At 32.2% G+C, this 13136-nt stretch carries 12 protein-coding genes and 1 tRNA gene; 12 read left to right on the forward strand and 1 reads right to left on the reverse strand.

The features are described 5' to 3' along the window. Positions 1-17: 17 nt before the first annotated feature. The 12 genes from mraY (at position 18) to WA340_RS14160 (ending at position 12404) form a co-directional block, all read left to right on the forward strand. Positions 18-1250, forward strand: coding sequence for a phospho-N-acetylmuramoyl-pentapeptide-transferase (gene mraY / locus WA340_RS14105; RefSeq protein ID WP_106680016.1), 1233 nt, complete (start codon positions 18-20; stop codon positions 1248-1250). Positions 1251-1254: 4 nt separating this feature from the next. After that, positions 1255-2586: a UDP-N-acetylmuramoyl-L-alanine--D-glutamate ligase gene (gene murD, locus WA340_RS14110; RefSeq protein ID WP_336129548.1), complete on the forward strand. Its 1332-nt coding sequence runs from the start codon at positions 1255-1257 to the stop codon at positions 2584-2586. A 15-nt stretch (positions 2587-2601) separates the two neighbouring features. Further along, on the forward strand, positions 2602-3804 hold the full coding sequence (locus tag WA340_RS14115) for an FtsW/RodA/SpoVE family cell cycle protein (protein WP_027881025.1): 1203 nt from the start codon (positions 2602-2604) through the stop codon (positions 3802-3804). 5 nt (positions 3805-3809) lie between these two features. Continuing rightward, positions 3810-4916 carry an undecaprenyldiphospho-muramoylpentapeptide beta-N-acetylglucosaminyltransferase gene (gene murG / locus WA340_RS14120; RefSeq protein ID WP_336129549.1) on the forward strand — a complete coding sequence of 369 codons (1107 nt, stop codon included), beginning with the start codon at positions 3810-3812 and terminating at the stop codon, positions 4914-4916. Next, entirely contained in the window at positions 4916-6271 is a 1356-nt protein-coding gene (murC, locus tag WA340_RS14125; RefSeq protein ID WP_336129550.1) for a UDP-N-acetylmuramate--L-alanine ligase, read from the forward strand. Before murG ends, murC begins: the two co-directional genes overlap by 1 nt. Positions 6272-6287: 16 nt before the next feature. Beyond that, positions 6288-6980: a cell division protein FtsQ/DivIB gene (locus tag WA340_RS14130; RefSeq protein ID WP_336129551.1), complete on the forward strand. Its 693-nt coding sequence runs from the start codon at positions 6288-6290 to the stop codon at positions 6978-6980. A gap of 3 nt (positions 6981-6983) precedes the next feature. After that, the gene (gene ftsA / locus WA340_RS14135) at positions 6984-8309 is read left to right on the forward strand and encodes a cell division protein FtsA (protein WP_027881029.1); all 1326 of its coding nucleotides are present in this window, start codon (positions 6984-6986) and stop codon (positions 8307-8309) included. Positions 8310-8379: 70 nt separating this feature from the next. Beyond that, the gene (ftsZ, locus tag WA340_RS14140) at positions 8380-10350 is read left to right on the forward strand and encodes a cell division protein FtsZ (protein ID WP_336129552.1); all 1971 of its coding nucleotides are present in this window, start codon (positions 8380-8382) and stop codon (positions 10348-10350) included. 125 nt (positions 10351-10475) lie between these two features. Beyond that, positions 10476-10925 carry a GatB/YqeY domain-containing protein gene (locus WA340_RS14145; protein ID WP_336129553.1) on the forward strand — a complete coding sequence of 150 codons (450 nt, stop codon included), beginning with the start codon at positions 10476-10478 and terminating at the stop codon, positions 10923-10925. An 8-nt stretch (positions 10926-10933) separates the two neighbouring features. Further along, positions 10934-11007 (forward strand) — tRNA-Arg (locus tag WA340_RS14150). A 32-nt stretch (positions 11008-11039) separates the two neighbouring features. Next, positions 11040-11912: a zinc-dependent peptidase gene (locus WA340_RS14155; protein WP_336129554.1), complete on the forward strand. Its 873-nt coding sequence runs from the start codon at positions 11040-11042 to the stop codon at positions 11910-11912. 72 nt (positions 11913-11984) lie between these two features. Further along, complete coding sequence (locus WA340_RS14160) at positions 11985-12404, forward strand: CBS domain-containing protein (protein ID WP_223077453.1); 420 nt, start codon at positions 11985-11987, stop codon at positions 12402-12404. Positions 12405-12462: 58 nt separating this feature from the next. Here the strand turns inward: WA340_RS14160 and rpe are convergent, their stop codons facing one another. After that, positions 12463-13125 (reverse strand): ribulose-phosphate 3-epimerase, encoded by a 663-nt coding sequence (rpe, locus tag WA340_RS14165; RefSeq protein WP_336129555.1) that lies wholly within the window; start codon positions 13123-13125, stop codon positions 12463-12465. Positions 13126-13136: the final 11 nt, after the last annotated feature.

Raw genomic sequence — 13136 nt, forward strand, 5'->3', positions numbered from 1 at the left:
AAAAAAATAAATAAAGAATGTTATACTATTTATTCGAATTTTTAGAAGAACAATACCAAATGCCAGGTGCAAGTGTGTTTCAATTTATCACATTTAGAGCCGCTTTAGCTATCATTTTGTCGTTGTTGTTTTCTACTATTTTCGGAAAAAAAATAATCTTAATGCTTCAAAAAAAGCAGGTTGGAGAGTCTGTTAGGGATTTAGGTTTGCAGGGACAAATGCAAAAAGCTGGTACACCAACTATGGGAGGAATCATTATCATTTTAGCCACTTTAATTCCTGTGTTATTATTAGCAAGATTGGATAATATTTATGTAATCATGTTAATAGTTACAACACTATGGATGGGCGCAGTTGGTTTTACAGATGATTATATAAAAGTCTTTAAAAAAGATAAGGCAGGCTTAAGCGGAAAGTTTAAAGTAATGGGGCAAGTTGGCTTAGGTTTATTTGTTGGAGCTGTAATGTACTTTCATCCAGGAGTTACAATTAAACAAGAAAAAATTAACCCGCAATTTGAAACCGAAAAAATCACTCAAAATTCACCGCGAGAATTCAATCCAGAGGAACAATCGCTTTTAACAACCATTCCGTTTGTAAAAGACAATGAGTTTGATTACTCAAAATTAATTACATGGCTTGGCGATGATTATGCAAAGTACGCGTGGTTAATTTTTATACCAATCGTAATTTTTATCATAACAGCAGTGTCTAACGGTGCAAATCTAACAGATGGTATAGATGGTTTGGCAGCAGGAAGTAGTGCAATAATAGTTTTTGCGCTAGCCATTTTTGCGTTTATCTCTGGTAATATTGTTTTTTCAGATTACTTAAATGTCATGTACATACCAAGGTTAGGCGAGTTAGTAATTTTTACATCTGCTTTTGTTGGAGCATTAATAGGTTTTTTATGGTACAACACATATCCGGCTCAAGTGTTTATGGGCGATACAGGCAGTTTAACAATTGGAGGTGTCATTGCGGTAATAGCAATAGCTGTTCGTAAAGAATTATTGATTCCTGTGTTATGCGGAATTTTCTTCGCAGAATCTTTATCCGTAATCCTGCAAGTAAGCTGGTTTAAGTATACCAAAAAGAAATTTGGTGAAGGTCGACGCATATTTTTAATGTCGCCTTTACATCATCATTATCAGAAAAAAAACTATCACGAAAGTAAAATAGTAACACGATTTTGGATTGTTGGAATTTTTCTAGCAATCATTTCGATAGTTACACTGAAGTTGAGATAGAAAAATGAAACGATTAGTTGTATTAGGAGCAGGAGAAAGCGGTGTAGGAACAGCGCTTTTAGGAAAAGAAAAAGGCTATGAAGTTTTTGTTTCCGATAAGGGAAAAATAAAAGAAAAATATAAAGAAGTTCTTATACATAATGAGATTGAATGGGAAGACCAACAGCATACTGAAGCTAAAATTTTAAATGCAGATGTAGTTATGAAAAGTCCAGGAATACCAGATAAAGTGCCAATGGTAGAGGCGCTTTTAGAGAAAGGTATTTCCGTAATTTCTGAAATAGAATTTGCTAGCCAGTTTACAAATGCAACAATAGTTGCAATAACTGGTAGTAATGGTAAGACAACAACATCTATGTTAACGCATCATGTGTTAAAACAAGAACTTAATGTTGGGTTAGCTGGTAATATTGGCGATAGTTTTGCTAAGCAGGTTTTAGAGCATAATTATAAAAATTATGTGCTAGAGATAAGTAGTTTTCAGTTGGATGGTTGTTTCAATTTTAAACCAAAAATTGCAGTAATCACCAATATTGTTCCGGATCATTTAGATCGTTACGATTATAAATTTGAAAATTATATCGCATCAAAATTCAGAATAGCTCAAAATCAAACTAAAGACGATTATTTGATTTATGATGCCGACGATGAAGTGATTTCAGAATATCTAAAAAAGTATCCAATTCAATCTACATTATTACCATTTTCACTAACAAAAAAAAATGAAAATGGAGCGTATTTGGACAACGAAAATATAATAATAACAATAAATAACAACAAGATAATTATGCCAGCAAAAAACATTGCCTTAGACGGTAAGCATAACACTAAAAATGCTATGGCGGCTTCAACCGTTTCGCATTTATTAAAAATTAGAAAACAAACTATTCGTGAAAGTTTAGAAAACTTTCAAGGTGTAGAGCATCGATTAGAACAAGTGCTTAAAATTAATAAAGTGCAATACATTAACGACTCTAAAGCAACAAATGTTAATGCTACATATTTTGCTTTAGAAAGTATGGATGCGCCTACAGTTTGGATTGTTGGTGGTGTTGATAAAGGAAATGATTACACTGAGTTGTTTCCGTTTGTAAATGAAAAAGTAAAAGCAATTATTTGTTTAGGTGTCGATAATCAAAAGTTAATACAAAGCTTTGGTAATATGGTTGATGTTATTGTTGAAACTCAGTTTATGAGTGAAGCTGTAAAAATAGCCTACAAAATTGCTGAATCTGGAGATAACGTGTTACTGTCACCAGCTTGTGCAAGTTTTGATTTGTTTGAAAACTATGAAGAAAGAGGTAGGCAATTTAAAGAAGCAGTAAGAAACTTGTAAAACAATTAAATATAAATGCAAAAAGCAATACTAAATAATATTAAAGGAGATAAGCTAATTTGGGCTATTGTAGCACTATTGGCTATATTTTCTTTTTTACCTGTGTATAGCGCTGCTAGTAATTTGGCATATGTTGGTGGTAGTGGTAATACATTTGCATTTTTAGTTAAGCATTTTATGCACTTGTTTTTAGGTTTTGCAATAATGTATGGTGTGCATAAATTGCCGTACCGTTACTTTAGAGGTTTATCCATGGTAATGATGCCTTTAGTGTTTGTACTACTAATAGTAACCATTTTACAAGGTACGACCATAGAAGGCGCAAATGCAAGTAGATGGATACGTATTCCGTTTATAAATATGTCTTTTCAGACATCAACATTAGCTTCGGTTGTGTTGATGGTTTACATAGCAAGATATTTATCAAAAATAAAAGATAAAACAATCACCTTTAAAGAATCTATTTTACCATTATGGATTCCGTTGTTTATCGTTTTAGCATTGATATTACCATCAAACTTTTCTACAACAGCAATCATCTTTGTAATGTCAATGATGTTATTGTTTTTAGGCGGTTATCCATTACGTTATTTGTTAGCTATGGGCGCAGCAGGTTTGGTAGGATTAACATTTTTTATTTTAATAGCAAAAGCCTTTCCAGAAGCAATGCCAAACCGTGTTGATACCTGGATGAGTAGAATTGAAAATTTTGCAAACGGAGAAGATACAGAAGAAGATTATCAAATTGAAAAAGCTAAAATAGCAATTGCTTCTGGAGGTGTTGTTGGTTTAGGTTCTGGTAAGAGCATTCAGAAGAATTTTTTACCGCAATCTTCATCAGATTTCATCTTCGCAATAATTATAGAAGAATACGGTTTGATTGGAGGATTGTTTTTAATGGTGATGTATCTCTGGTTACTTTTTAGAATTGTTATTGTATCACAAAAAGCAGATACCATATTTGGAAAATTAGTTGTGCTTGGTGTTGGATTACCAATTATATTTCAAGCAATGATCAATATGGCAGTAGCGGTAGAGCTTTTTCCGGTAACGGGACAAACACTACCATTAATTAGTAGCGGAGGAACAAGTATTTGGATGACTTGTATGGCAATAGGAATTATATTAAGTGTTAGCGCAAAACGCGAAGAAATAAAAGAAAAACAATCACAAGATGAAGGTGATAATCCTTTAGAAATTCTTTCAGAAACGATTTAAGGACAGTGAGTAAAAAAGATAAAACATATAAAATCATTCTAAGTGGCGGCGGTACTGGTGGGCACATATATCCAGCAGTAGCAATTGCTAATGAGCTTAAACAGCGTTATCCAGATGCTCAGTTTTTGTTTGTAGGTGCAAAAGACCGTATGGAAATGGAAAAAGTACCTCAAGCAGGATACGATATAAAAGGACTTTGGATTTCAGGTATACAAAGAAAATTAACACTTAAAAATCTTTCATTTCCTTTTAAATTGATTAGTAGTTTATGGAATGCTAAAAAAATTGTAAAGCAATTTAAACCAGATGTCGTTATAGGGACAGGTGGTTTTGCTAGTGGACCATTATTACAAGTTGCTGCTTCAAAAGGAATACCTTGTTTAATACAAGAGCAAAACTCTTTTCCTGGTATAACCAATAAATTATTATCTAAAAAGGTAGATAAAATTTGTGTGGCTTACGATAATTTAGAGCGTTTTTTTCCTGCCGATAAAATTATTAAAACAGGTAATCCTGTAAGACAAGATTTATTAGATATTCCTTGCAAAAGAGAAGAAGCTATTAAGTATTTTGATTTAGTTGAAGGTAAAAAGACGCTTCTGGTTTTAGGAGGAAGTTTAGGAGCTAAAGCAATAAACGAACTTATAGAACGCGAGCTAGATTATCTGCAAACTTTAAACCTACAAATCATTTGGCAATGCGGTAAGCTGTATTACCAAACATACAAACTGTACGGTCATACAAAGCATGTGCAAGTACATCAGTTTATAAATAATATGGACTATGCTTATGCAGCTGCAGATTTTATTATATCACGTGCAGGAGCAGGTTCTGTAAGTGAGTTATGTATCGTTGGTAAACCTGTTGTTTTTGTGCCTTCACCATACGTGGCAGAAGACCATCAAACTAAAAATGCAGATGCAATAGTTAGTAAAAATGCAGCGATGATGATTGCTCAAGAAGATTTAAAAGTAGACTTTAAAAACAAGTTTGGACAGTTAGTAGCTAACCCAGAAAAGCAAGAACAGTTTAGCAAAAACATTAAAAAATTAGCGTTAACAAACGCAACAAAAGATATAGTAGACGAAGTAGAAAAACTTCTAAATAAATAATGAATTTAAAAAATATACATAACATCTATTTTGTTGGCATCGGTGGTATCGGTATGTCTGCAATAGCTCGTTTTTTTAAATCACAAAATAAAAATGTTGCAGGTTATGATAAGACACAAACTGAAATTACTAATAGTTTAGAAGTTCTTAATATTTCTGTTCATTTTGAAGACGAAATAGGGTGTATAGAAAATTCATTTTTAAATAAAGACGAAACTTTAGTTGTTTATACACCTGCAATACCAAAAGATCATAAGCAGTTAAATTATTTTAAATCTAATAGTTTTAAAGTTTTAAAACGCTCAGAAATTTTAGGGATTATTACAGAAAATACTTTTTGTTTAGCAGTTGCAGGTACGCACGGTAAAACAACAACAACAAGTATTTTAGGTCACTTGTTAAAATCTTGTGATGTTAAATTAACAGCGTTTTTAGGAGGAATAAGTGAAAATTATAACTCTAACTTAATTTTAAACGGAGATAAGGTGTCAGTTGTTGAAGCAGATGAATTTGATCGTTCGTTTTTAACTTTAAGTCCAGATATGGCTGCTGTTACTTCAATGGATGCAGATCATTTAGATATTTATGGTGATGCATCACAATTGCAAGAAACATTTAAGGATTTTACTAAAAAAATAAAACCAAACGGAAAGCTGTTTGTAAAAAATGGTTTACCAATTCAGGGAATAACTTATGGTATTGAAGATAATTCAGATTATTCCATTCAAAATATAAAAATAGAAAACGGGACGTATGTATTTGATGTGCAAACACCAAATACAACAATTAAAAATATAGAGTTTAACCTACCTGGTAGACATAATTTGTCAAACGCTTTAGTTGCTCTGGCGATGTCTGTAGAATATGGTCTCCCTGCCAAACAGCTCGCCAAAGCATTAGCATCTTACAAAGGTGTAAAGCGTAGATTTAGTTATCATATTAAAACCGATAAATTAGTGTATATAGATGATTATGCACATCACCCTGAAGAGATAAATGCTGTACACCAAGCGGTAAGAGAGATGTATCCAGAAAAGAAAGTTTTGGCAGTATTTCAGCCACATTTGTTTTCTAGAACACAAGATTTTGCAACACAATTTGCTAAAAGCTTATCACAGTTTGATCAAATTATATTGTTAGATATATATCCAGCAAGAGAGTTGCCAATAGAAGGTGTAACCTCAAGTTGGCTGTTAAGTTTGATAGAGAATAGTAATAAAAAATTAGTTAATAAAGAAGATCTAATATCACAAATAAAGCAAAGTAACGCCGATGTAATTTTAACTATTGGCGCAGGAGATATAGGAGCTCAAGTTTTAAAAATAAAAGAAGCACTTTTGGGAAATGAAAATTAATTGGAATTACATAAAAATGATAGTTCTGCTAATTTTAGTAGTGTTTTTGTATGCGTTTTCTTCAGCAAGAAATTCAAAACGTTTAGTATCTCAACCTAATATTCAATTTATAGGCAATAAAAACCTGTTTATCACCCAAGAAGCTGTTAGTAAATTGTTAATACAAAATCAACAAGGTGTTACAAATGTGCCTAAAGAAACTTTAGATTTGAATGGTTTAGAGTCGACGCTAAATAAAAACCCAATTATCGAGTTTGCAGAAGTTTACGTAAATGTAGAAGGTAAGTTAACAGCAAAGGTTAAACAAAAAACACCTATAGCTAGAGTTTTAGGTAATAATAGTTATTATATAGATAGTAATGGTGGTGTTATGCCGCTTTCAAAAAATTATACAGAACGTGTTCCTTTTGTAACAGGTTTTGTAGATAAAGATAATCTTAATACGGTTTATACAGTTGCAGATTACGTATTAAAGGATGAATTTTTAAAACAAAACGTGATAGAAATTCATCAAAATAAAAATAACAGCATAGACTTAAAATTAAGACAAACCAAATTTGTAGTGCATTTGGGGCAGATAAAACAATTAGAAAAAAAGATAAGTAATCTAAAAGCCTTTTACATAAAAGCTACAAAAGATAAAGTTTTAGATAAATACAGTAAAGTAAACTTGCAATTTGGCAACCAAGTTGTTTGTACAAAAGCATAAGTTATGGAGCAAAACATTGCAGTAGGGTTAGATATAGGAACTACTAAAATAGTAGCCATGATTGGTCGTAAAAACGAATATGGCAAAGTAGAAATTTTGGGTATAGGTAAATCCAAAAGCTTGGGTGTGCATCGTGGTGTTGTCAATAATATTACGCAAACCATACAATCTATACAAATAGCAATACAAGAAGCAGAAGCTGCAGCAGCTACAAAAATAGAAGGAGTAACTGTAGGTATAGCGGGACAGCATATTAGAAGTTTACAACATAGCGATTATATAACACGTCCAAATAGTGAGACTGTTATAGATGAAGATGATATAGAACGATTGATAAACCAAGTACATAAGTTGGTAATGCTTCCAGGAGAAGAAATAATCCATGTATTACCTCAAGAATATAAAGTTGACGGTCAAGCCGAAATCAAAGAACCAATAGGTATGTATGGAGGTAGATTAGAAGCTAACTTTCATGTAGTAGTAGGTCAAGTATCTTCTATAAGAAACATTGGTCGTTGTGTACAAAGTGCAGATTTAAATTTAGAAGGCATCACTTTAGAACCGTTAGCAAGTGCTAATGCAGTGTTAAGTCAAGAAGAAAAAGAAGCAGGAGTAGCTTTAATTGATATAGGAGGAGGAACAACAGATTTAGCAATATTTAGAGATGGTATAATCCGTCACACAGCAGTTATACCTTTTGGAGGAAACGTAATTACAGAAGATATAAAAGAAGGTTGCTCTATCATAGAAAAGCAAGCCGAACTGCTAAAAATAAAATTTGGTAGTGCTTGGCCAGGAGAGAATAAGGATAATGAAATTGTTTCAATACCAGGATTAAGAGGACGTGAGCCAAAAGAAATCACCCTTAAAAATCTATCAAAAATTATCCATGCACGTGTCGTAGAAATTATTGAGCAAGTATATGTCGAAATAAAAAACTACGGTCACGAAGAACAAAAAAAGAAACTAATTGCAGGTATCGTTTTAACAGGTGGAGGCAGCCAATTAAAACATTTAAAGCAGTTAGTAGAATATATTACAGGTATGGATACCAGAATTGGTTATCCAAATGAGCATTTAGCTGGCGATAGCGACGACGTAATAACAAGCCCACTATTTGCAACAGCAGTAGGTTTAGTAATGGATGGTTTAAAACGTCAAGACCGTAAAAAAGCAGAAGCTATTATTGAAGAAGAAATTCAAGCGGTAAAAGAAGAAAACGAAGAGAAGCCTGAAGAAGAACAAATAGAAGTGCCAAAAAAACAACGCAAGTCGTTTTTAGATAAGTTAACAGAAAAAGTAAAAGACTTTTTAGATAACGCAGAATAAGTAAAATGAATATACAGCGAAAGTACAGATTCGCTATTAAATAAGAATTGATCCAGTAAAAATAGAATTTATGAGCAACAACGAATTCGAAAGTATAGCATTTGATTTACCAAAAAATCAATCTAACGTCATTAAAGTAATTGGTGTTGGTGGCGGTGGTAGTAATGCCATTAACCACATGTTTCAGCAAGGAATAAAAGGTGTAGACTTTGTAATTTGTAATACAGATGCACAAGCACTACAAAGTAGCGGTGTACCAAACAAAATTCAGTTAGGTGTTAATTTAACAGAAGGATTAGGTGCAGGAGCAAATCCAAATGTTGGAGAGCAAGCAGCTGTAGAAAGTTTTGAAGACATCCAAATGATGTTAGATACCAATACAAAAATGGTATTTATCACAGCCGGAATGGGCGGAGGAACAGGTACAGGAGCAGCACCAATCATAGCAAAAATGGCTAAAGACTTAGACATTTTAACAGTTGGGATTGTAACAATGCCATTTCAGTTTGAAGGAAAAATGCGTAATGAGCAAGCTCAAATAGGTATAGAAAAATTACGTGCAGAGGTAGACTCGTTAGTAGTTATAAACAACAATAAATTACGTGAAGTTTACGGTAATTTAGGTTTTAAAGCAGGTTTTTCTAAAGCAGACGAGGTTTTAGCAACTGCAGCACGTGGTATAGCAGAAGTTATAACACATCACTATACTCAAAACATTGACTTGCGTGATGCAAAAACTGTATTAAGTAATAGTGGTACCGCAATTATGGGATCTGCAGCAGCTTCTGGTCAAAACCGTGCACACGAAGCCATTTCAAAAGCATTAGATTCGCCATTACTTAACGATAATAAAATCACAGGAGCCAAAAACGTATTGTTGCTTATCGTTTCTGGAGCTCAAGAAATTACTATTGATGAGATTGGAGAAATTAACGACCACATTCAAAATGAAGCAGGTCATGGCGCTAACATTATTATGGGTGTTGGTGAAGACGAAAGCTTAGAAGAGTCTATCGCAGTTACGGTAATTGCAACAGGATTTGATGTAGAACAGCAAAATGAAATTTCTAATACTGAAGCTAAAAAAGTCATTCATGCATTAGAAGACGATCAAAGTATGGAGCAAGATTTAAGCAGAGAACAACCAAATCCTGCTATTATCTTACCAAATATCGAGTTAGAAGAGAAGAAAGAAACACCAGTAGTTAAGCATACTTTAGAAATAGAAGAAGAGGAAGAGGAAACCAAACAGTCATTATCTTCTTTTGAAATGGATCAAGTAAAAAAACAAACTATAGAAGAGCGTGACTTAATACCTACAAGTGAGTTTATAAAAAACTTAGATGTAACTTATTACGAAGTAGATGTTAATCTAGACGAAAATCAAGAATTTAAGATTACCTCTACAGCAAAAAAAGAAACGCCAAAACCAATAGAAGAAGAGCAAAACAAACAGCAAACTATGCTTAGTTTTGATATGCCTATTTCTGAAAAGGAACCTACATCTGCTCCAGTTACCGAAGAAGACGAAGGTCCAATAGTTATGGATCTATCAGACAATGTAACCAATTTAGAAGTAAATGATTTTGTTGAAGTTATTCCTGTTACTGAAAATACAGAGACAGGAGAAAAACGTTACGCTTTAGATGATTACGAAATAAAAGAACCTGCTATAAATCCAAAACCGGAAGTAAAGCAAGAAGAAATTGTTTTAGAAAAGAAAACTGTTGAGACTGATGCAGAATCAAAAGAAATTCAACCAGATGTAGAAGTAGATCCAATGAATACGCCAATTTCAGAACTACTAAAAAGTAGAGCAGAAGAGCGTAGAAAAAAAATGAAGAACTTTAATTATAAATTTAATAACTCTAAAATTGATGATATTGAGAAAGTACCAGCTTACAAACGTCAAGGATTAGAGTTAGAAGATAGACAACATTCTTCAGATACAAATATTTCTAGAACAACATTAGGTGTAGATGATAATGATGATATTCAATTAAGAAATAACAATTCATTCTTACACGATAATGTAGATTAAGATTTTTAATTAATTCATTAATTATAACTATAGCCCGAAAAGTTCCCTCAAGCTTTTCGGGTTTTGTTTTTTAATATTAATTATCACTTTTTAGTATCTTCGTACTCTTAAAAAAATAAATTAAAATGAGCTTATCAGCAAAAGTAATGACAGCCTTAAAAGAGGCTATGAAAAGTAAAGATCAAACCGCTTTAACCGCTTTAAGAGCAGTAAAATCTGCTATTCTTTTGGCACAAACAGAAACAGGATCAAAAGAAGAGTTAACAGAAGAGCAAGAACTTAAATTATTACAAAAACAAGTTAAGCAACGTAAAGATAGCGCAGCTGTTTATATCGATCAAGGTAGAGAAGATTTGGCTGAGCCAGAGTTAGCAGAAGCTAAAGTTATCGAGCAGTTTTTACCAGAAGCAATGAGTGAAGATGAGGTAGCAAAAATTGTAGAAGATATTATTGCAAAAACTGGTGCAGATGGTATGAAAGATATGGGTAAAGTTATGGGTATAGCAAGTAAAGAACTAGCAGGTAGAGCAGATGGTAAAACCATTTCTAATATTGTTAAAGCTAAATTAGCATAACTAAAAAAGGCTGCGTAGCTCAATTGGATAGAGCACTGGATTTCGGCTCCAGCGGTTGTAGGTTCGACTCCTGTCGCAGTCACGAATTCATCAAAAAAGAAACCTGTTTAGTTAATGTTGTTGCAATTATTACTTCAAACAAAACAACAAGAAGAGTTAGAAAGACAACTAATTTATGAATATATCATACCAATTGGTGTTGTTTTAATTGCAATTTTTGTGATTTATAAAGTAGTTAGAGCGTTTCAGTTTTTTTATGCTTCTCGTTATAAAAAACCACTGTTTAATCATGTATATTTTAAACTTAAAAAGCTAACACCATTACAACTTTATATTTTAAAAAACGAATATACTTTCTATAGAAAACTCTCACCAAAACATCAAGTTTATTTTGAGCATCGTGTAGCTACATTTTTAAAAGAAACTACTTTTATAGGAAAGCAAGAGCTGCAAGTTACAGAACAAATGAAGGTGATTATAGCTGCAACATCTTCACTGCTTAATTTTGGGTTTAGAAACTACAGGATTAAACTTCTTGATAAGGTTTTATTGTATCCTACAGCTTTTTATTCTAAACTTAATGAAAACATGCATAAAGGTGAGTTTAACCCATCTTATAAAGCAATTGTATTGTCTTGGAAAGATGTTTTACACGGTTACTCTATAGACAATGATAATTTTAATGTGGCAATACATGAATTTGTACATGCAATGCATTTGGATTGTTTAAATCAAAAAGGACTTAAAGCAGCTATTTTTATTAATGGGTTTTCTGATATTGCACATTTTATAGAGACAAATGAAGATTATAAAAATCGTCTAATAGAATCTGAATATTTTAGAGATTATGCTTATACAAATCAATTTGAGTTTTTATCAGTCATTATAGAAACTTTTATTGAAACTCCAGGTGAGTTTAAAAGACAATTTCCTGAGTTGTATAGACTTGTAAAGCGTATGCTTAATTTCAATTTTGCTAATTATTAGTTTACTGACTTTTATCATAATTTTTAAGGGTTTTAAATTTTAAATTTATTGTAGAATTTAAAGCCTTAAATGATGAAAAAAAGAACACCAATTTCAGAAATAATGACAAAAAATGTCATCTCGTTAAAAACTAATGATGACTTAGAAAAAGCAGAAAGCTTATTTAAAAAAAACAATATTAGACATATTCCAGTAGTATCAGGAAAAGAGATTGTTGGTATGTTAAGCTATACCGATTTATTACGTATTAGTTTTGCAGACGCAATAGATGATTATGCAGAAGACGTAGATACTGTAGTATATAATATGTTTACAATAGAACAGGTAATGGCTAAGAAATTGATTACAGTTTCTAGTGATACAACCATAAAAGAGGTTGCAGAAATTTTAGCAGAAAAAGAATTTCATGCCTTACCAGTAGTAGATAACGAAATTTTAGTTGGCATAGTAACCACAACTGATTTGATTAAATATCTAATTAATCAGTACTAAAATTTGTTTAAGGGTTAAAAATGATAAAGGCTACCTATTGGTAGCCTTTATCTATTATTTAAGAATTAGCTAAAGCTTTTAAATCTTTAATTGTTTCTATTTGGTTGTCACTTTTAAAGACATAACTACCAGCTACCAATGCATCTGCACCAGCATCTACTAATTGCTTTGCGTTTTTATTAGTTACACCACCGTCAATTTCAATCATAACGTTAGCGTTTTTATCTGCTATTAGTTGCTTTAACTGTTTTACTTTATTGTATGTGTTTTCTATAAAGCTTTGTCCTCCAAAACCAGGATTAACACTCATGATTAATACTAAATCAATATCGTTAATAATATCTTCTAAAACATTTATGTTGGTATGAGGATTTAGTGCTACACCAGCTTTCATGCCTTCTGCTTTAATAGCTTGAACTGTTCTGTGTAAATGTGTACAAGCTTCATAATGTACCGTTAATATATCACTTCCTAATTCTGCAAATGTTTTAATATATCTATCAGGATCTACAATCATTAAGTGTACATCAATAGTTTTTTTAGCGTGTTTAGAAATTGTTTTTAATACCGGCATTCCGTAAGAAATGTTTGGAACAAAAACACCATCCATTATATCTATATGAAACCAATCGGCTTCACTAGAATTAACCATTTCTATATCACGTTGTAAGTTGCCAAAATCTGCTGCTAGCAATGATGGCGCAATTAGTTTTGAAGACATTTTTTTATTTT

The sequence above is a fragment of the Mesoflavibacter sp. CH_XMU1422-2 genome, from assembly GCF_037029245.1.
Taxonomy (GTDB): domain Bacteria; phylum Bacteroidota; class Bacteroidia; order Flavobacteriales; family Flavobacteriaceae; genus Mesoflavibacter; species Mesoflavibacter zeaxanthinifaciens.